Origin of the sequence: Parapedobacter sp. SGR-10 (genome assembly GCF_011030405.1) — a bacterium.
In the GTDB taxonomy this organism is placed as follows: Bacteria; Bacteroidota; Bacteroidia; order Sphingobacteriales; family Sphingobacteriaceae; genus Sphingobacterium.
In genome coordinates this window covers 49,918-70,357 of record NZ_JAAJTJ010000017.1, presented here as the reverse complement: position 1 = coordinate 70,357, position 20,440 = coordinate 49,918, and the positions used below count along the sequence as shown (strand labels likewise).

Sequence of the window (20,440 nt, the reverse complement as noted above, 5' to 3'; positions counted from 1 at the left end):
ATTTATGAATGTTGCATATAAAAGGTATTTATCGATCTCTCCTCTGCCTCTTAAAGATTTACTCTCAGAGGAAATGTATACAAAAAAAGTACCCACCGCATTTATATTCATCAATTTGTTGTATTTTTTACGATACAGCGATAATTGGATGCAACAATCGGCTTCTTTGGTTTACGCACTCTTAAATTACGCACCTTATAATATAACGCAATTTTATTCAAATTATGATTTTTCCAAGAAAATCAAAAGGCTGCCTTTTCCTAAAGACAGCCCTCTTAATTTATCTTTCCGAGCAGGTATCAATCTCCCAACACTACCCTATCCCCTACAGCCAAACCATTATTCTTGGCTAATACACCGCATAAGTGAAACAACAACCGGGCCCCTACATTTCCATCCCACTCATCCTCACCGGGTGCGACTTCCACCAGATCTATTCCAATTATTTTCTTTTCAGATGCAGCCAATCTGTTCAAAGCGTAGACCGCTTGCTCATAAGATAAGCCCCCCGGCACAGGTGTACCCGTATTCGGACAATACCATTGCTGCAAAACATCGATATCAAAGCTTACGGCCACATATTGCGGCAATACACCAATGATCCTATCGACCTGCTCTTGCCACGTTTTGCCCTCAAACTGTCCCTTTTTCAAATCAGCATCCGTAAAGACCTTGATGTCCTCCGATGATTGTACCTCCTTCAGTTCCTGCTCGCAAAAGTCCCGAATACCTACCTGCACCAATTTGCTGACCTGTGGAAGACGGGTCGCATTGTACATAATGGAAGCGTGTGAATACGTAAATCCTTCGTACGCCTCACGCAAGTCCATGTGCGCATCGAAATGTAAGATACCAAAATTGGCATAAGCTGTACCCAAAGCCTCATAATAGCCTAATGGCGTCGAATGATCTCCGCCCAATAAGATCACTTTCTTTCCTTTCTGTTGCCATGACAGCACGCGCTCCTTCACTTCACGCTTCAATTGGGCCGAAGCTGCATTGATGGCGTCCAGATCTGCTTGCAGTTCCCGATCATCCGCTATACGCTCTCCATTTTCCAAAGCTTCGATCAGCGGCGCCGCTTTTTCCTTATAAAGATCACTATTTGCTTTCCAATGCGATGGTCCTTCATCCAGGTATATACCCAGTTTCCACAGATCAGGAAAGTCCTGGTGCAACAGATCCACTTGATAGGAAGCATCCAGAATGGCTTTAGGTCCGTCGGAAGCTCCGGCTCCATAACTCACTGTCACTTCCCAGGGAACAGCCACGATCACGATGTCACTTTCATCCGCTGTAAAAGGTAACCCGAAAATACTGGCTTCTGCCAATCCCGGTTGTGAAGGATCAAAATTCTGTATCTTTTCTTGTTTTGTTGACATAGTTTTATCTGTTGTGTAGCGACTCTTGCTAGCGTTAGGTCTCTCGCTTGTTATCTATGGCATCCCTTGCTAGCGCACGAATCCCTTCGTGTGCTTGTTATCTATGGCACACGAAAGGATTCGTGCGCCAGCGTTAAACTTCCGAATATACATACCGTATCTCCTCACGGAGATTGTAACGTGAGGCCATGACCTCACCATAAGCTCCAGCTGTGCGAATGGCGATCAGATCGCCACGCTGGCAACGAGGTAGCTCAACTTCCTTGCCAAAACAGTCCGAACTCTCACAAATCGGCCCCACGACATCATAATTCAACACCTCTTCCCCTTTATCTTCGCCGATCCGTTCGATCTTATGGTAAGCCTGATACAATGCCGGACGCATAAGCTCGGTCATACCGGCATCCACGATCAAAAAGTGCTTTTTTATACCGCTTTTCGTATAGAGCACTTTGCTGACCAAGCTACCGCACTGTGCCACCAAGGCCCTTCCCAACTCAAAATGCACCTCCTGCTTTGAATTTCGCTCCAAAAATTTGTCAAACACGTCAAAATAAGCTTCAAAATCGGGAATGGGATTTTCATCCGGCGCTTTATAGTCCACACCTAGTCCGCCACCTACATTGAGCACCTTGATATAGGTACCCCGTTCTTCAAACCAATTTTTCCATTCATTGACTTTGACGCACAAACTTTTGAACACATTCATATCCAGTATCTGTGATCCCACATGAAAATGCAGCCCTACCAGATTGACAGCCTCGCATCCGCGCAGGACCGATGCTGCTTTTTCCAATTCCGAATTGGGTACACCAAATTTATTCTCATCCAATCCTGTGGTGATATAATGGTGGGTATGGGCATCAATATTGGGATTGATCCGCAAAGAAACGTTGGCCGTCACCCCCAACCTCTGTGCCAGGTCATTGATGACTTCCATTTCCTGAATGGACTCCACATTGAATGCAAATATATGATGCTGTAAAGCCGCTATGATTTCCTTGTCCGACTTCCCTACTCCGGCAAATGTGATCTTACTTGCATCAAACCCCATATCAATGGATTTTTGCACCTCATTACCACTTACACAATCTGCCCCAAAGCCTTTAGACTGTATAAGAGCCAGAATGTGTTCATTGAAATTGGCCTTTAATGCGTAATGTATATGAAATCCCCTTTTGTCTGCCGCTTTCTTTGCAGCATCCAATGTTTGTTCGAGCAGATCGAGATCGTAGAAGTAAAATGGTGTTTCTAATGCTGAAAACCTGTCCAGCATAGTCTTGTTATTGAACATGCTCACTTAAAATAATCTATTGTGCAACGACCGCAAAGCCTCGGTTTTGTGTTTAGAATCCAACAATATAGAAACATTATAGTCCGATCCACCGTAAGAGATCATGCGTACAGGCAAGTGTTTCACAGCATCCAATACCCGAGCTGCATATCCATGCGTATTGGCCCTAAAATCACCGACCACACAGATGATAGTCTGCCCTTCGTCCACCCCTACTTTGCCAAACAATTCGACTTCCTTGATGATTTCGAGCAGGTTGCTGGTATCGTCTATCGTCAGGGAGACAGCAACTTCCGATGTCGTAATCATATCGATCGGTGTTTTGTATCGCTCGAATATCTCGAATACTTTGCGCAAGAAACCGTAGGCCAACAGCATCCGGGTAGAATGTATATGTATAGCCGTAATGCCATCCTTGGCTGCGATGGCACGGATAGTTCCCTTTTCGCCACCATTTTTGGAGATCAATGTACCATGAGCGGCAGGATCCATCGTATTCAATAAGCGCACAGGCACATTGTATCGTTGGGCCGGGAAAACACTCTGCGGATGCAGGATCTTAGCTCCAAAATAAGCCAATTCGGCCGCCTCATCAAAGCTAAGGTTGGCTATCGGCTTGGTTCCGGTCACCACACGAGGATCATTGTTGTGCATACCGTCGATGTCTGTCCATATCTGCACTTCTTCGGCACGTAAAGCCGCACCGATCAATGAGGCCGTATAGTCTGATCCACCCCTTCTTAAATTGTCGATTTCTCCAAAAGAATTACGGCAGATATAGCCTTGGGTGATAAACAGCTTATTGTCCGGGTGGGCCGACAAGAGCGGCGTAAGTTTTTCTGTAATGTAATCGACAATAGGTTCATTGTCCTCGTCAATTTTCATGAAGTCCAAAGCCGGCAACAATACTGAAGGCACACCAATCTCCTCCAAATGGAAGTGCCAGAGCGTTGTGGACAGCAGCTCCCCTTGTGCCAGGATAATTTTTTCTTCGATAGGTGTGAAGAGATCATTGCCCAACGATTCGATATGATTAAAATGATAATCGATAAGCTCTCTACCCTTGTTCAGTCCTCCTTCGGTGGTAAAAAGTTCCTTGATCAGATCTTCATATTTATCTTTGAGGCCTTTAATCAATGTCTTGGCTTCATCGCGTTTGCTGTCCAAAAACGCCTGCCCAATTTCAACCAACGCATTCGTCGTGCCCGACACGGCAGACAAAACCACGATTTGCCGTTCAGAAGGGTCTACGATGCTTAGCAACCCTTTGATACGTTCCGCACTTCCTACAGAAGTTCCACCGAATTTTAGAATTTTCATATATTATATTAAATAATGTATAATAAGCTAAATTGTTTTTAGTCGTCGAATATACCGAATGTAACGTAAAAAGTAAAAAGTAGGGGCAAAAAATCTTTTGCCCACAGCATATATTAAAAAACCTATAAGGTTTTCGAGACCTTATAGGTTTATCAACTCCGCATAGTGTTATGCTATGCGGAAAATTACTTCTTTAGATTTTCAATCAACAAAGAAGCCAGTTCCTCTCCTATTCTTTCCTGTGCTTCGTTGGTCGCTGCGCCTATATGCGGAGTCAACGAAAGTTTCGGATGGGCCAACAAATCCCTGCGAGGTGTCGGCTCATTGTCGAAGACGTCCAACCCTGCAAAAGAGACCTTGCCCGTATCCAATGCTTTCAACAGTTCTTCTTCATCGATCACACCACCACGTGAAGCGTTGACAAGAGCAACACCATCTTTAAGAAGGGCAAATTCCTCCTTGCCTATGAATGGTTTGTCCAAAAACGGTACATGCAAGGAAATAAAATCCGATATACGCAACAATTCATCCTTTTCCACTTGCTTTACAGGTACATCCACAGATATTCCACCCGACAGCTCCAGAGCTAAGGACTTAGGCCCGTCAAACAGGTCGTAGTAAACTACGTCCATCCCCAATCCCAAGGCTATCTTAGCTGTTTCACGTCCGATACGACCGAAACCGACGATACCAATGGTCTTACCTTTCAATTCTACTCCTGCTGCATACGCTTTCTTCAAGCCGCCAAAGTTGGTATCTCCCTCAATGGGCATCTTGCGGTTGGCATCGTACAAGAAACGTACTCCACCCAACAAATGTCCAAATACCAACTCGCCTACAGAGTGTGAAGACGCAGCAGGCGTATTGACTACCGCAATACCTTTGGACCTGGCGTATTCTACATCGATATTGTCCATACCCACACCACCACGGCCGATCACTTTGATATTCGGGCAAGCATCGATAAGCGCCTGCCTTACTTTGGTCGCGCTTCTTACCGTGATAGCATCGTAATCATTCAATCTGTTCGGTAATTCATCCTGAGGTATATGATTGGTATCTACCTCAAAACCCGCTTCTTCCAATATTTTTTTTCCGATAGGATCAATCCCATCATTTGCTAAAATTTTCATTTTAAAAATTAAAAAGTCAAAATTAAAAAGTCAAAAAAACTTTTACTTCCTCAATGTTAGCGCACGAATCCTTTCGTGTGCTCATAAATCTTTAGGCACACGAAAGGATTCGTGCGCCAGCGGTGATGTACGGGCAAAAAATCTTTTGCCCCTACTTATGCTTCTCCTCAAATTCTCTCATCGCATCGATCAAGGCATTGATCGAAGTCAATGTCAACGCGTTATAGATAGAAGCCCTAAACCCACCTACAGAACGGTGTCCCTTGATACCGATCAGGTTGCGCTCCTTGGCCAAAGCCAAGAATTCAGCTTCCAGTTCCGGGCTGTCCATGACAAAGGTTACATTCATACGCGAACGATCCTCTACAGCTGCCGTACCCTTGAAGAATGGATTGCGATCGATCTCATCGTACAGCGTACGTGCTTTGATAATATTCTCTTGTTCCATGACAGCTACACCGCCTTTGGCTTTTAGCCACCTTAGGTTGAGCATAGACACGTAAATAGAGAATACCGGAGGTGTATTGTACATCGAACCGGCCTTGATATGCGGTTCATAATCAAATATAGTCGGGATCACACGTCCACTCTTGCCCAGAATTTCATCCTTGATGATGACCAATGTCACACCGGCAGGCCCCATATTTTTTTGCGCTCCTGCATAGATAAGGTCAAATTCACCGACATTGATTTCACGGCTCAAGATATCCGAAGACATATCCACTACTGTGGGGATATTGGCCTTTGGCTTGTCAAAAACTTCTGTACCATAGATGGTATTGTTGGAGGTATAGTGGAAATACGCTGCATCCGACGGGATATCAAAGTTTTTCGGGACATAATTATAGTTCTTGTCCGAGGAAGATGCTACAATTTCTACCTGTCCTATTTTCTTGGCTTCTTTGGCCGCCTTGGTCGCCCATACGCCCGTATCCAGATAGGCCGCTTTGCCTCCTTCCGGCAGTAAGTTCAGCGGAACCATCGCAAACTGTTGGCTTGCACCTCCCTGCAGAAATAATATCGAATAGTTTTGTGGCACATTCAGCAATTCCCTTACCAGTCTTTCCGTTTCAACGACAACCTCCTCAAATTCTTTTGAACGGTGCGAAATTTCCAATATGGACAACCCTGTATTATTGAAATTTAACACAGCCTGAGATGCCTCCTGGAATACTTCCTGCGGTAAAATACATGGCCCTGCACCAAAATTGTGTTTCATAATATGTTTGTGTTTATTAAGTGAAATATTTTATGCACGCAAAGGTATAAATATTTCTTGTCTATTTATTAACCAATATTGCTCGATATTAGAAATAAATCTGTTTTTAGTGTCATAAGTTTCAAAATTGATGACAGTCATTGCGGTATGTTGAAAATAGTGCAATCAAAAAGGTATTTTTTTGACATGCTTGTAGAGACGTAAACCCCGAAGGGCTCACCGAAGGTAAATCTTACGTCTCTACCAACAGCAGAACCAATCAAAATATCCATAGTTTTATTAGCCAAAAACAGAAAAAAAATTGTATCTTCGCATGCAAAAGTGCCGTTTCGAGGGCACTTTATTTAGTTTGACAGAAACCAGAAAATAATGGCAGAAGAAACAGAAAACGAAAACAGTCTAGTCCCTGCTAATGACAGGATTATAAAAATCAATATCGAAGACCAGATGAAATCGGCCTACATCGATTATTCGATGTCGGTTATTGTATCCCGCGCCCTACCCGATGCACGCGACGGTTTGAAACCCGTACACAGACGTGTATTGTTTGGTATGGAAGAACTTGGGGTTACCTCTGGCAAACCTTATAAAAAATCAGCACGTATCGTCGGAGACGTATTGGGTAAGTATCACCCGCACGGAGACTCATCGGTTTACGATACGATGGTCCGTATGGCACAGGATTGGTCATTGCGCTATCCCCTGGTCGATGGGCAAGGTAACTACGGTTCGTTGGACGGAGACCCACCGGCGGCCATGCGTTATACAGAGGCACGTCTTCGCAAGATTGCCGAAGAAATGCTATCCGATATCAAAAAAGATACGGTAGATTTTCAGCTCAACTTTGATGATTCGCTTGAAGAGCCTACGGTTCTTCCGACACGTATCCCCAACTTATTGGTCAATGGTACCTCTGGTATCGCTGTCGGTATGGCGACCAATATGGCGCCGCACAATCTGACCGAAGTCATCGATGGCACAGTAGCCTATATCGATAACCGGGATATCGAAATATCCGAAATCATGCAATACATCAAAGGCCCGGACTTCCCGACAGGAGGTATCATCTATGGGCACAATGGTGTACGCGAAGCTTTCGAAACAGGGCGAGGAAGGGTCGTCATGCGGGCAAAGGCCGAAATCGAAACAACCAAGTCCGGGCGTGAAGTCATCATTGTGACCGAGATCCCTTATCTCGTCAACAAAGCCGATATGATCAAACGTACGGTCGATCTGATCAACGAAAAGAAAATCGAAGGCATATCCGAAATACGGGACGAATCTGCAAGAGATATACGTATCGTCTACGAAATCAAGAGAGATGCCAATGCCAATGTCGTACTCAACAATCTTTATAAACACACGGCACTGCAATCTTCTTTCTCCGTCAACAATATTGCTCTGGTCAAAGGAAGGCCTATGCTCATGAACCTTAAGGATATGATCCACGAATTTGTGGAGCATAGGCATGAGGTCGTCATACGCAGGACGAAATATGAACTGGCCGAAGCAGAGAAAAGAGCACACATCCTCGAAGGCTACTTGATCGCATTAGACCATCTGGACGAAGTCATCAAGCTGATCCGTAATTCGGATACCCCCGAAGATGCCCGCGTCGGATTGATGGAGCGCTTCGGTCTATCGGATCTACAAGCCCGTGCTATCCTGGATATGACGCTACGTCGGTTGACAGGACTGGAACGGGACAAGATCAAGGAAGAGTATGCCGAACTGATGAAGACCATCGAATATTTGAAGCAAGTATTGGCAGACGAAGGCCTGCGTATGCAGATCATCAAGGACGAACTCGTCGAGATCAAAGAAAAATACGGCGACGAACGTCGTTCGGTCATCGTCCATTCGGCCGAAGACATGACCATGGAAGACTTTATCGATGACGAGGAGATTGTCATCACGATATCGCACAATAGTTATGTCAAGCGTACCCCACTTTCCGAATACCGCCGCCAAGGCCGTGGCGGAAAGGGTGCTATAGGCTCCAACACACGTGACGAGGATTTTACCGAGCACATTATTACCGCTACAGCGCACAATTATATGCTCCTGTTTACCGAAGCAGGACGTTGTTTCTGGTTACGGGCTTTTGAGGTCCCTGAAGGTAGCCGTACTTCCAGAGGACGGGCTTTGCAGAATATCATCAATATACCAAAGGACGAAAAAGTAAAAGCCTATATACTTGTCAAAAACTTAAAAGACAAGGAATACCTGGAAAACAACTTCATCATCATGTGTACCAAACAAGGCACGATCAAGAAAACTTCATTGGAAGCCTATTCTCGACCTCGTGCCAATGGTATCAATGCCATCAACATCAATGACGGCGACCAACTGCTCGAAGCTTGTCTGACCAGCGGCAACAGTGAAATCGTCATGGCATTGCGTTCGGGCAGAGCCATCCGCTTCAACGAGTCTACGGTACGTCCTATGGGCAGGACAGCTACCGGAGTGAGAGGTGTGAGTTTGGCAGGACCAAACGATGAAGTTGTTGGCATGATTAGTGTGGATAATCCAGAGACATCTGTTCTGGTCGTCTCGGAAAAAGGTTACGGTAAGCGTACAGATATAGAAGATTACCGCATTACCAACAGAGGAGGCAAAGGCGTCAAGACCATCAATATCACCGAAAAAACCGGTAATCTGGTCGCCATCAAGGATGTGACGGACCAAGACGATCTGATGATCATCAACAAGTCCGGAATCGTCATCCGTATCGGCGTAGACACATTGCGGGTCATGGGAAGAGCCACACAAGGCGTCCGCTTGATCACTTTGAAAGAAAACGACGAAATCGCTTCCATCACCAAAGTACAGCGGGAGGAAGAAGATGACCTTGCCGAGGACGTAGATTCAGACAATAACACGGCTGAATCGACAGACACAGAGCAGGCAAACGAAGAATAATAAATAATGAAGAACATCATTTTCTCTTTATTATTACTAGGCATAGGAACGACTGTTGTAGGCCAATCGAACTATAAAGAGGCCTCCAACAGTCTTGCCCGTTATATGCTATCCAGCGACGTCAAGCATTTGGAAAGTGCAAAAAAATTCATTGACGCCGGATATAAAACCCGACGGGATTCTTCCAACTCCCGCAACAACGTACTCCGGGCTATGATATACAGTTCATTGGCCTATGCCGATTCGACCCGAAAAATCAAGTCCGACAAGGATCCCATTCTGGTAGCCAAAGAGGCGGAGGCACGCATACGTCCCCGTGACCGGGAAAGACATGAGACAGAGATCAATTACATACATCAAAACCTGATCGCTGCCTATATATATAAGGCAAACAAAGAGATCGTAGAAAAAAAATATGCTGATGCCTATCAAAGTTATCTCGAAGTAGAAAAATTGGGAACGAATACAGAAGATGTCATTTACAACCTAGCCCTATTGGCCAGTCAAGCCGGAAAAACGAAAGAAGCCATTTCTTATTATAGCAAGCTCATAAAAGACACAGAAGCCGATGCCAACAAATATCTTGAACTAGCAGAGCTCTATAAGAAAAACAAAGAGGAGCAGCAGTATTTGTCAATATTGGAAACGGCTAGAACCAAATTTCCACAGAACAAGCAAATCCTCTTTCAACTGATCGAGATATACAATGCCAACAAATCGTACGGAGCGATCACGCCTATCATCGACGAAGCCATTGCGTACGAACCCGACAACATAGACTTGATCTATCTGGCCGGATATGCCAATGAAAATACAGGCAATATGGGCCAGGCAAAAAAGTATTATCAAAGAATTATTCAGCTGGATAGCAACAATTACAGTGCGAATCTGGCTTTAGGTTTGATTTTTTTGAATGATTTTTTAAAAAATATCAATAACTTAGAAGATCAATACAGTGCACAAAATCACTTGCTCAAGGCCAATGAGATTAAACCTTATGACATTGGCGCACTCAAAGGGTTAGCCTTGTATTACAAAACCGTTGGCGATGACAGCCAATTGGATAGAGTTAATTTATTGTTGAATCAACTATCAAATAATTAAGGAATGAATATTAAACATATTGCTATTTGCTCAGCCCTGCTGCTATTCGGCAGCGTCACTTTCGCTCAAAACAGTAACCTTAAAAAGGCTGCTTCAAACATCCAAAAATACGATGAACTGCGTATCGCAGGTACACCACAATTGGGAAAAACGTACATTAATGCTGCTAAAACAGCTGTCGACGCTGCGGTCGTCCATGACAAGACCAAGGATTCTGGCGAAGCCTGGATGTACTACGCTCTGGTGTATAGCAATCTTGCTTTTGCCGAAAAGAAAGCAGAGCATGCGGAGAAAGCTAAAGAAGGAATTGCAAAAGCTATCTCTTTGGACAAGGACAAAAAACTTGCTGCAAATATCGACGTGGCTCAACAATTGTTGTACAACTACCATTTTACCCAAGGCGTAGCAAGTTGGGACAAGAAGGATTTTAAAGGAGCTTACGATGCTTTCAACACGGCTCTGGAATATATGCCCGGAGATACTACCGTCACTTACTATTCCGGTCTTGCAGCAATACAAAGCCAGGACTATAAAAATGGTATAGACAAATACAAGCAGCTCATCGACAAAAAAGACTTCTCTTCCCACAAGGTCGTCATGGTGGATCTACCTAAGCTATATCTTTCTATGAAGGATACAGCCTCTGCTATAGAATATGCAGCCAAAGCCGTAGCAGCCTATCCGAATGACCAGGCAGCGGCCGTACAGAATATCGAGTTAAACTTGATTGCAGGAAATAATGAAAAAGTAATCTCCAATATCGAATCACAGATTGCAAAAGATGCACAAAACAAAAACCTGTATTACTACCTCGGTATTGCCGAGTCTGCCAACAACAATGCCGAAAAAGCATTAGAAGCTTATAAAAAAGCTATCGAACTCGACCCGAACTATGCCGATGCAAATCTAAATGCAGGCGTGGTATTGATGAACCAGGTACGGGACGAGCTGAACGCATTGAATAGCTCCAACGTCAGCAATACGGTGCAGACTGCCAAGCTAAAGGAGTTGAAAGAAAAATTAAAACCGGTGGAAGGCTTTTTCTCGAAGGTCGTCGAGATCGAACCTAAGAACACAAGCGCATTACGCGGTTTGAAACAATACTATGACTTTGTCGAAAACGAAGCTAAATCCAAGGAGATAGCAGAAAAATTAGAAACTGTACAGCAGTAATAAAAAAATGCGTCATTGCGAGGAAGAATGGCGAAGCAATCTGCATTTTGACATCGTCAGATTGCTTCGTCGTTGTTCCTCCGTCTCGCAATGACGACGATGTTTACCCCTCCTCATATACCCAAGTACCCAACCTTTCCTGCAATATCCGCGATATCCTGTTGAAGTAACGTTTTTGCTTGTACCCCATCACCCATTGTATCCCCTGTACCGCATTGGTACAGAATATTTCATCGGCACTTTTCATAATCTCCGGATTGATCTCCGCTTCCACCACAGGTATACCTTCATGTGCGGCAATATCCATGACCACACGTCGCATTACCCCGTCTATACAGCCTTGATTGAGTGCCGGAGTATAAAGCACCTTGTCATAATAGACAAAAATATTCGAAGTCAGGGCTTCGCATAGATTTCCTTCCTGGTTGAGGATCAACACCTCATCGTAATTAAATTTCTTTTTATAAAGCCCTGCCATGACATACAGCAGTGCATTATTGGATTTTAAGTCCGAAAGATCACTGTAAGGCTTTTTATATTCCGTGTACAGATCCACGATGAGACCGACTTTTTTGTCCCGGCGTTCGTCCCCTACCTTATGTACCTGCAATACAAACGAAGGCTTGTTGGTCTCCGGTGTGTATAGCCCTTCCCCTTCCCTGTACACGATCAGGCGCACACGTACCTGCTGCCCGACCATATTGTTTTTACGAACCAACTCTTCCGTAGCACTTTTTACAAAATAGGTATCAAACTTATTATAATAATCCAGATGGATCTTTTGCATACTGCGTTGCAGCCTTTCGATATGAAAAGAAAGAAAACGTATTTCCCCATCCTTATACAACATCGTTTCAAAAATACCGTCCCCATAGCGAAAACTCCTGTTCCCTGCTGTCAGTATGAACGTATCCTCAGGCACGAGTGTACCGTTGTGATTGATATAGTGTATCGGCATAAAAATAATCCTATTTATCTAAATCTTTCCCTTGCGCATAAGATCTCCATTTCTCTAATGCTAAACGAAAATCTTCGGGAATTGGTACTTCAAAATACAAAATTTCTTTTGTCTTTGGATGCGCAAAGCCTAGTGATTTCGCATGGAGCGCCTGTCTAGGCAGCAATTGGAAACAATTATCCACAAATTGCTTGTATTTATTAAAGACCGTTCCTTTCAGAATACGGTCACCTCCATAGCTGGTATCGCCAAACAGGGGGTGTCCTATAGCTTTCAGATGGGCACGTATCTGATGGGTGCGCCCAGTCTCCAGCCTACATTCGATCAAGGTCACATAGCCCAACCTTTCCAATACCTCATAGTGTGTGACAGACCACTTGCCTTTTTCGGGATCATCATAGAGGCTCATGATTCTTCTATCCCTGGCATCCCTTCCGATGTATCCGGTTACTGTTCCATCTTCAGCAATATCTCCCCATACCAAAGCGACATAACGGCGCTGTATCGTATGTTCAAAAAACTGCTTGGCAAGATAGGTCATAGACCACTCGTTCTTAGCTATAATCAATAGTCCCGAAGTATCTTTGTCGATGCGATGCACCAGACCGGGACGCCCCGTATTGCCGGGCAAAGTAGGCAAAATATTGAGATGGTAGGTCAGCGCATTGACCAATGTACCTGTGTAATTGTTGTATCCCGGGTGCACGACCATACCCGCTTCCTTGTTGACCAATAGGACGTCGTCGTCTTCGTATATGATATCCAACGGAATATTTTCGGGATACACCTCGGTATCACGTGGCGGATCCGGCAGTACCATGGTAATAATGTCCAATGGCTTGACCTTGTAACTTGCCTTTATAGGTTGATCATTCACCCGAACAGTACCGGCATCTATGGCATGCTGTATACGATTGCGCGAGGTATTCTCGACCCTATTCATCAGAAATTTGTCTACTCGCAACAGGGCTTGACCTCTGTCCGCTACAATACGTATATGCTCGTACAGTTCCTGCTCATCCTGTTCCAGTAATTCTACATCTTCTGCCATAGCACAAAAGTAAATGAAATCCGACAAAAACCATTGTAAAAAAGATAGGGAATAGCTTTTAGATTCCTGCTGGCGGATCCGGTCAGAATGACGACGTTATTTATGGTTGGTCATGAAGAAAGTATATAATTACCATAAATTTTAAGGCGATTATATACTTTAGCAACCAGCCCGTCATTTCGACGAAGAATGAGGAGAACCGAGCAATGCGAGCTCATCGCAGATAAATCTATGGATGAATTGGATTAATGTACTATCTGGCCATAGATTTTACTTCGTAGAGCTCACTTCGTTCGGTTCTCTTCGTCGTACCTCCTCATCGAAATGACGACAAAGTTTGGTTAAAGAAATATATAATTACCAATTTTAATTGACTAATCCCGAATCAGCGATCGGTCCAGATGCACATATCCTCCATCCACATGTATAAGCTGCCCTGTAGTATGGCTCGATCTGTCAGAAAGCAAAAAGATGGCCATATCCGCGATTTCGTTGACGGTCGTCATCCGATTCCCTAATGGGATACGGTCATGGATTTTCCGTAATGTTTCTTCAGGATTGTCCAAAGTGCTTATCCAACGGTCATATTGTGGCGTTGCAGCTTCTGCGACAATGATAGCATTCACCCGAATATTAAATGGCAATAATTCCACCGCCCATTCCCTTGTCAATGCATTCCGCCCACCATTGGATGCTGCATACCCGGACGTATTTCCCTGTCCTGTCTCGGCCGTTTTGGAGGTGATATTCAGTATGGCACCCTTAGATACTTTCAATGCCCCCAAGGCATGGTGAGCCATCAAGTAATAATGAACAACATTATTATGCAAGGAGGCTAAAAAACCTTCATAGCTACCATTTTCCAGACCTACTCCATCGTTGACGCCCGCATTATTGACCAGTCCGTCTATACGATTGTATTTTTCCATAACAGCACGAACAACTTTCTCGCAAGCAGAGGGGTCAGAAAGCTCAGCTTCCAAAGCTAAAGCCTGTATGCCCAATGCCTCGACTTCCGCCCTGGCTTTTTCATTGTCAGCTTGTGTGCGCCCGACAATAACAGGAATAGCTCCCTCTTCGGCCAGAGCCAGCACAATCCCTTTGCCGATGCCCTTGGCACCACCGGTGACAATGACAACTTTATCTTTTAAATGTAAATCCATGTTGTGCGTATTTAGTAGTGAGATATAGTCCTTATTCCTTAATCCTTAATCCTTACTCCTTCATCCTTGATCTTTACTCCTTAATCTTTACTCCTTAATCTTTACTCCTTGCTCCTTAATCCTTACTCCTTGCTCCTTAATCCTTACTCCTTGCTCCTTAATCCTTACTCCTTGCTCCTTAATCCTTGCTCCTTGCCCTCAAATATTATAAACCCTAACCGCATTTCCACCAAAAAAAGCCTGCCGATCTTCCTCCGTAAATGAGCTCAGTCTACTGCCCATGATACGCATATTGTCTGCATAAGATGCCGACAGCAGACACACCGGCCAATCCGAACCGAACATAATTCTATCCTTACCGAATCGCGCTATGACATGATCTATATACCGCGCAAAATCCTCCAGTTGCCACTTCATCCAATCAGTTTCGGTCGCTAGTCCGGAGACCTTGCAGGCGACATTCGGAAAAGCCGCCAAATCGGCAATAAATCCCGCCCATTCATCAAATGCCTTCTGTTTGATATCCGGCTTCGCCATATGGTTGAGGATAAACTGTTGGTCGGGATTTGCCTTTGCACAAGCCAATGTACTTTCAAAATGACGTGGACGAATCAACAAGTCATAAGTATATCCGTATTTTGTCAAGGCTTTTATCCCTCGCTGTATAGCAGGACGCATCAAAAAGTCCGGATCTTCCTCTCCTTCTACGATATGGCGGAAGCCCTTGACAATCGGGTATTGGGAAAAGTGCCGTAAATGTTCCACCACTTGACCCGAAGCTAAATCGACCCAACCGACCACCGCCTTCACCATAGCATACACGGCAGACAAATCTACCAAAAACTGTGTCTCTTGATGGGATTGTTCTGCCTGCACAGCGATGACACCGTCTATATTATTTTCCTTGAGCAATGGGGCTAGATCCGTAGGCATAAAATCCCGTCGGATTACAGACATATCATCCGTGATCCAAGCGTCCCGCTCTACATTGTATATCCAGAAATGTTGATGGGAATCTATACGCATTGGAGAATTAAAAATTATGAATTATGAATTATGAATTAAAAAACCGACTATCCTTACTGATAACTGACTAATTGTTCAGTTTAATAAAGCCGCCATCAATTGGATAATCATTTCCTGTAATGAACCCGGCATCATCGCTGCATAAGAACAAGGCTAATTTAGCAATTTCTTCCGGCTTTGCCATACGGCCTATCGGCTGTGACTTAGCAAGTTTACCAAACATTTCCTGTTCTTGACCAGGGTAATTTTTGGCAATAAAGCCATCCACAAAAGGTGTATGTACCCGTGCCGGAGAGATACTGTTGCAACGGATATTGTCCGCTATATAATCCCTAGCTACGGACAGCGTCATGGCAAATATAGCCCCTTTACTCATGGAATAAGCAAAACGGTCGGTGATCCCTACCCATGCAGCGATGGAAGCAAGGTTTAGGATAGCACCACCTCCCTGTTTTTTCATCAAAGGAACGGTAGCATACAGCGCATTGTACACTCCTCTGACATTGACCTGGAATATCCGCTCAAAATCTTCAGCCGAACAGTTTTCCAGGTTGCCTACATGTGCTATCCCGCAAAACCATAATGTATGGCACTACCATGATGAAATTGAATTTATATTGATTTTGGAGGGGAAGGGAACCTTTTTTATCGGTGACTGCATCACCCCCTTTTCAGCAGGTGACTGTGTGCTGATCGGAAGCAATGTTCCCCATTATTGGTTGTTCGACGAGGAGTACCTCCTGCCTGAATCTGATACCAGGGCCAATGTCGTGGTAGCACATTTCCTAAGAGATTTTGTCGGACAGGTATTTTGGAGCCTGCCGGAACTTAGTCCTATACGTAGGCTCATAGAATATTCAAAAGACGGCATCATGTGCAGATGCTCGGACAAAAACCTGGAAAACTCATTCCTCCGTCTCATGGCGACCTCCGGGTTGGAGCGCATCCTTGCATTGTTGCACACCCTCCATATCTTTGACCAGCACCCCGACAAGGAAAAGCTGGTCAGCGCGGACTACAACATACAGTACCACGATGACGATATGAACCGCATGAACCTCATATTGGGCTTTATCAACGACAGTTACAAAGTACACGTCCATCTGGATGAAGTCGCCGATCTCTCCGGAATGACCAAAAATTCATTCTGTCGGTTTTTCAAGCAAAAAACCGGACGGACATTAACGGACTTCGTAACGAAACTCCGGATATCCAATGCACAGAAGATTTTGGGGAATACGCATGGTTCCATAAAAGAGGCCTGCTATGAATCGGGATTCAACAATCTTGTGAGCTTTCACAAAGCGTTCAAATCGATCACAGGGAATACGCCAAAAGCCTACCGGGAAATGTTCTGGAAACAGTCCCTTTAGTTCTTTGGATTTGTATCTATACAAAAATGTAGGGGCGAAATATCTTTCGCCCACATTAAGGAAGTGTCTAAGAAGTGCTACAAGTCTGGCATTTTGTCATCCCGAGAGAGTGTAAAATAAACTGTGTCAAGATTAGTAAATAAGTATCAATTTAGACATAGTAATTATGGACATCAGAGAAACAGAGTTAGACTTTGAATCAATCGTGAAAAAGTACTTCCCTGCTACAAGGAAAGTCGTAGATCAAAAAAGTGTAATATCAGTCTATGTCTTTTCGGCCGGGCAACCGTTTTATGCCCTATTTTAACATCGTTTTTGGTCATTCCCACAAACGTCTGTGTGCCCCGTCCTAATAAGTTTTCGACTATCCCGACTCATCCGTCACCCGTTGACGCTTACAACTTGACTCGATACACTTCAACCAAATACCATGATAAATTCCAGAAGACTTCACAAAACATCAACTTAGGGTGGACAAAACTGTAAAATGTATGTTTTCATCTGCTTATTTTTTGTTATGGCCGATGCATTGTGTAAAGCCTGGGAATAGAAGCTTTTAAGCCTATTCCATAGTTCTAAACCCAACAACAATATTGGTGCTTTTTATATTTGGTTTTAAATAACCATCTACAGTTAACGTCCTTTATTATAATAACAATTGGTTTACTGGAGACAGTATATTTTACTGTGACTCTTTAAAATATAAACTATTTTTAATTTTCACAAATTATTTTAAAAAGTATCCAGCCTAAGAACTAAAAGACATTAACTCAACCTATATTTATTGCCATGAAAAATTGTTGCCTGCACTGTTTTTGTAGCCTCATTTCTTACTTGTATGTCGATCTGTATAAGCATAAATGCTGTAGGCCAATGTCCCCCTATGGAGGGGGTAGGAGGAGGATATTACTCAAGAAAGCTTATTTTCAGTATGTTTTGACTTCTTTCCTCTCCCTGCCCACCCCTCTTTCCTGTGCGCCCCTCTCCAGAGAGGGATAGCATTTAACAAAGCCAGTGCAAACATAGGATCTAATGCCCTCTTATGCATTGAAGTGTCCTGTTTCTGGGTACACGGTAGCCCTTTAGAGGGGGACAGTGACCTATAACGGAACTGCTTGTACAAAATATTGACAAATAATGGGATAAATACGACAAGATATTTGATGTAAAAAACTATAAACAAGCAAGATAAAAAGATGTGTACACACGATAACTCAGAGAGATGGACAGTGCTTCACAAAAGTACAACGGAGATAAAACCGAATTACTTATAAATATTTTTTTTACTATAGGTATTATTCATATATATTTGTTCTCGCTGCATGAAGGAACTCTCCGCCAGCTGGCAGACTGGTTCGTGAATGTAAACCACCTTATCTAAATCAGGTGCACGCTTAACAATTCAACATGATGTCAATACTAGAAGAGCAGGCATTGAGCAGTCCATACCAGGAGTTCTCACGGCAGGAATGGAAAAACCTCAATGGTCATTTCAACCACAGCCTGCATACGGAGGACCTGGAGCAACTGCACGCCCTGAACGAGCCGCTCAATATGCAGGAAATTGAGGATATCTACTTCCCTTTGGCACATTTGATAGAGCTCCATATCAAAAATTACGGTACACTTCGCGACGACAACAACCTCTTCTTTCGTCGGAATCAACAGAAACTCCCATTTATCATCGGTATAGCCGGTTCGGTGGCCGTGGGAAAGAGTACCACGGCACGGGTATTAAAAAAAGTACTGTCGATGCTCCCCGATAAACCCAAGGTCGATCTGGTGACAACGGATGGATTTTTGTACCCCAACAGCGTACTGGTACAGAAAAATATACTCAATCGTAAGGGCTTTCCCGAAAGCTACGATACAAAGCTCTTGCTTCGTTTTCTCTCTGCCGTCAAATCCGGCGCAGAATCGTTGACTGTACCGTTGTATTCACATTTAGAGTACGACGTACTTCCCCACGAGCGGTTGACTCTTTACAATCCCGACGTACTGATTATCGAAGGGATCAATGTACTGCAGGTCAATTCCCAGCGCTCGCCTAATAGCAATAAAGTCTTCGTGTCGGATTTTTTTGATTTTTCGATCTATGTCGATGCACTCGAAAAAGACATCTTGACATGGTATATCAATAGATTTGAGTCATTGCGCGTCACGGCTTTTCAGAATCCCAACTCCTACTTTCATAAATATGCAGATCTGACACTGGATCAAAGCAGGCACAAGGCCCATGAGATATGGAACGAGATCAACAAACCCAATCTGCATGAAAACATCCTTCCAACCAAATATAGGGCTGATCTGATCCTGTATAAAGGTTCACACCATTTTGTAGAAAATGTCAAGGTGCGGAAGATTTGAATTGATCATGTTCGTACAATAGGATATGCCGCAAGAGCTCGTTTTCTAACTTTTTGTGCATCCGGTTACTACTGCTGATGGCGTACAGTTCGACTTTGTACCGTACAAAATCCTTTCCTATTTCGACGACCTGTAGCGTGATCTCGTTGCTTTCTGCCAGGTTAGGATGGTTTCTCATGACATTCCGTATCTCTTCTTCCAACTGCTGTACGGCCGAAGCAGTCTGCAAAGGCAACTCAAACTTGACCGTAAAAAGATTGGAACGATGCGCCGACAGGTTGACCATGGCATTCGTGAAAACCAGGTTATTCGGAACCATTACGATGTCGTCTTCTTCGTTCTGTATCTGGATATGGCCGAAGGTAATATCTATAATACGGCCTTTGTGCTCCCCCACCTTGATACGATCACCTACGGACAGTTCGTCCGAAAACATGATGAACAGGCCGCTCAGCATATTGGTGATGTAATCCCTGAACAAGACAGCGATAGCCATCGCTACAATGGTAAGGCTGGTCAGAAATTCCAAAGGATTGATACCAAAGGCCACCATAATACCTACAATGATGAATACAACATTCAGCATCGTCGCCATTCGGTTGATGCCCAATACAAAATTTCCCCTGACCGATCCTTTCGCATGCCGCGCATTGTACACCGAAAGGATGATAAAACGGATAATGGACACAACCAAGCTCGGCACCAAAAAAGAATTGAGCCCGACCATCATACGATGTAAAGCAGGCTGGCCTTGAAAGCTTTCGTAATAGAAAAGGAATCCCAGTAGGATAAACAGAAATGCTTTTCCAATGAAAACCAAAGGAAGCCTGTTCTTATTTTCTTGCTGCGCTATCATAACAATCGTAAAGAAGCGAAGCTAGCAATTTTTTGGGAAATGTAGATGAGGTATTTTGTCTACGGTGGAGACGCGGCACAGCGTGTCTCCACCATAGAC

Annotated in this window: 15 protein-coding genes and 1 pseudogene; 5 read left to right on the top strand and 11 right to left on the bottom strand. The window is 44.0% G+C overall.

All coding sequences use genetic code 11. The features are described from left to right. Nucleotides 1-299: 299 nt before the first annotated feature. The 5 genes from G5B00_RS12555 to serC form a co-directional block, all read right to left on the bottom strand. Nucleotides 300-1,382, bottom strand: coding sequence for an agmatinase family protein (locus G5B00_RS12555; RefSeq protein WP_163875784.1), 1,083 nt, complete (start codon nt 1,380-1,382; stop codon nt 300-302). Nucleotides 1,383-1,515: 133 nt separating this feature from the next. Next, entirely contained in the window at nt 1,516-2,676 is a 1,161-nt protein-coding gene (gene lysA / locus G5B00_RS12550; protein WP_163875781.1) for a diaminopimelate decarboxylase, read from the bottom strand. Between the two features lie 6 nt (nt 2,677-2,682). Continuing rightward, a complete protein-coding gene (locus tag G5B00_RS12545; protein WP_163875779.1) occupies nt 2,683-3,996 on the bottom strand; it encodes an aspartate kinase in 1,314 nt (437 codons plus the stop codon). A 185-nt stretch (nt 3,997-4,181) separates the two neighbouring features. Then, nucleotides 4,182-5,129, bottom strand: a complete 948-nt coding sequence (locus tag G5B00_RS12540) for a D-2-hydroxyacid dehydrogenase (protein ID WP_163875777.1) — start codon at nt 5,127-5,129, stop codon at nt 4,182-4,184. Between the two features lie 151 nt (nt 5,130-5,280). Further along, complete coding sequence (gene serC, locus G5B00_RS12535; protein WP_163875773.1) at nt 5,281-6,348, bottom strand: 3-phosphoserine/phosphohydroxythreonine transaminase; 1,068 nt, start codon at nt 6,346-6,348, stop codon at nt 5,281-5,283. 369 nt (nt 6,349-6,717) lie between these two features. On the opposite strand from serC, the gene gyrA reads away from it, so the two are divergent. The 3 genes from gyrA to G5B00_RS12520 are packed head-to-tail and all read left to right on the top strand — an operon-like array spanning nt 6,718 to nt 11,547. Next, a complete protein-coding gene (gene gyrA, locus G5B00_RS12530) occupies nt 6,718-9,270 on the top strand; it encodes a DNA gyrase subunit A (RefSeq protein ID WP_163875770.1) in 2,553 nt (850 codons plus the stop codon). Between the two features lie 6 nt (nt 9,271-9,276). After that, nucleotides 9,277-10,374, top strand: a complete 1,098-nt coding sequence (locus tag G5B00_RS12525) for a tetratricopeptide repeat protein (RefSeq protein WP_205966416.1) — start codon at nt 9,277-9,279, stop codon at nt 10,372-10,374. A gap of 3 nt (nt 10,375-10,377) precedes the next feature. Then, nucleotides 10,378-11,547: a tetratricopeptide repeat protein gene (locus G5B00_RS12520; RefSeq protein WP_163875767.1), complete on the top strand. Its 1,170-nt coding sequence runs from the start codon at nt 10,378-10,380 to the stop codon at nt 11,545-11,547. Nucleotides 11,548-11,650: 103 nt separating this feature from the next. Here G5B00_RS12520 and G5B00_RS12515 read toward each other — a convergent pair whose 3' ends face one another. The 5 genes and pseudogenes from G5B00_RS12515 to G5B00_RS12495 all read right to left on the bottom strand — a co-directional run. Beyond that, the gene (locus G5B00_RS12515; protein ID WP_163875764.1) at nt 11,651-12,505 is read right to left on the bottom strand and encodes an aminotransferase class IV; all 855 of its coding nucleotides are present in this window, start codon (nt 12,503-12,505) and stop codon (nt 11,651-11,653) included. 10 nt (nt 12,506-12,515) lie between these two features. After that, nucleotides 12,516-13,556, bottom strand: coding sequence for an RluA family pseudouridine synthase (locus G5B00_RS12510; protein ID WP_163875761.1), 1,041 nt, complete (start codon nt 13,554-13,556; stop codon nt 12,516-12,518). A gap of 374 nt (nt 13,557-13,930) precedes the next feature. Continuing rightward, a complete protein-coding gene (locus tag G5B00_RS12505) occupies nt 13,931-14,719 on the bottom strand; it encodes an SDR family oxidoreductase (protein WP_163875758.1) in 789 nt (262 codons plus the stop codon). A 198-nt stretch (nt 14,720-14,917) separates the two neighbouring features. Then, on the bottom strand, nt 14,918-15,745 hold the full coding sequence (locus G5B00_RS12500; protein ID WP_163875755.1) for an amidohydrolase family protein: 828 nt from the start codon (nt 15,743-15,745) through the stop codon (nt 14,918-14,920). 67 nt (nt 15,746-15,812) lie between these two features. Then, nucleotides 15,813-16,316, bottom strand: a pseudogene (locus G5B00_RS12495) (SDR family NAD(P)-dependent oxidoreductase); the annotation flags it as partial. On the opposite strand from G5B00_RS12495, the gene G5B00_RS12490 reads away from it, so the two are divergent. Together G5B00_RS12490 and coaA are read left to right on the top strand one after the other, a co-directional pair. Then, nucleotides 16,231-17,118, top strand: coding sequence for an AraC family transcriptional regulator (locus G5B00_RS12490; RefSeq protein ID WP_165031799.1), 888 nt, complete (start codon nt 16,231-16,233; stop codon nt 17,116-17,118). The pseudogene G5B00_RS12495 and the gene G5B00_RS12490 sit on opposite strands and share 86 nt — an antisense overlap. Nucleotides 17,119-18,525: 1,407 nt before the next feature. Continuing rightward, a complete protein-coding gene (coaA, locus tag G5B00_RS12485) occupies nt 18,526-19,485 on the top strand; it encodes a type I pantothenate kinase (protein WP_240894480.1) in 960 nt (319 codons plus the stop codon). On the opposite strand, the gene G5B00_RS12480 is transcribed toward coaA, so the two are convergent. Beyond that, entirely contained in the window at nt 19,466-20,341 is an 876-nt protein-coding gene (locus G5B00_RS12480; protein WP_163875749.1) for a mechanosensitive ion channel family protein, read from the bottom strand. The genes coaA and G5B00_RS12480 overlap by 20 nt on opposite strands. Nucleotides 20,342-20,440: the final 99 nt, after the last annotated feature.

What these genes read in the sequence shown, in the direction of transcription:
- gyrA (WP_163875770.1), top strand. Translation starts at nt 6,718, where the DNA reads ATGGCAGAAGAAACAGAAAACGAAAACAGTCTAGTCCCTGCTAATGAC.
- G5B00_RS12545 (WP_163875779.1), bottom strand. Translation starts at nt 3,996, where the DNA reads ATGAAAATTCTAAAATTCGGTGGAACTTCTGTAGGAAGTGCGGAACGT.
- G5B00_RS12510 (WP_163875761.1), bottom strand. Translation starts at nt 13,556, where the DNA reads ATGGCAGAAGATGTAGAATTACTGGAACAGGATGAGCAGGAACTGTAC.
- lysA (WP_163875781.1), bottom strand. Translation starts at nt 2,676, where the DNA reads ATGTTCAATAACAAGACTATGCTGGACAGGTTTTCAGCATTAGAAACA.
- G5B00_RS12555 (WP_163875784.1), bottom strand. Translation starts at nt 1,382, where the DNA reads ATGTCAACAAAACAAGAAAAGATACAGAATTTTGATCCTTCACAACCG.
- G5B00_RS12500 (WP_163875755.1), bottom strand. Translation starts at nt 15,745, where the DNA reads ATGCGTATAGATTCCCATCAACATTTCTGGATATACAATGTAGAGCGG.
- G5B00_RS12515 (WP_163875764.1), bottom strand. Translation starts at nt 12,505, where the DNA reads ATGCCGATACACTATATCAATCACAACGGTACACTCGTGCCTGAGGAT.
- serC (WP_163875773.1), bottom strand. Translation starts at nt 6,348, where the DNA reads ATGAAACACAATTTTGGTGCAGGGCCATGTATTTTACCGCAGGAAGTA.
- coaA (WP_240894480.1), top strand. Translation starts at nt 18,526, where the DNA reads ATGATGTCAATACTAGAAGAGCAGGCATTGAGCAGTCCATACCAGGAG.
- G5B00_RS12540 (WP_163875777.1), bottom strand. Translation starts at nt 5,129, where the DNA reads ATGAAAATTTTAGCAAATGATGGGATTGATCCTATCGGAAAAAAAATA.
- G5B00_RS12505 (WP_163875758.1), bottom strand. Translation starts at nt 14,719, where the DNA reads ATGGATTTACATTTAAAAGATAAAGTTGTCATTGTCACCGGTGGTGCC.
- G5B00_RS12480 (WP_163875749.1), bottom strand. Translation starts at nt 20,341, where the DNA reads ATGATAGCGCAGCAAGAAAATAAGAACAGGCTTCCTTTGGTTTTCATT.
- G5B00_RS12520 (WP_163875767.1), top strand. Translation starts at nt 10,378, where the DNA reads ATGAATATTAAACATATTGCTATTTGCTCAGCCCTGCTGCTATTCGGC.
- G5B00_RS12525 (WP_205966416.1), top strand. Translation starts at nt 9,277, where the DNA reads ATGAAGAACATCATTTTCTCTTTATTATTACTAGGCATAGGAACGACT.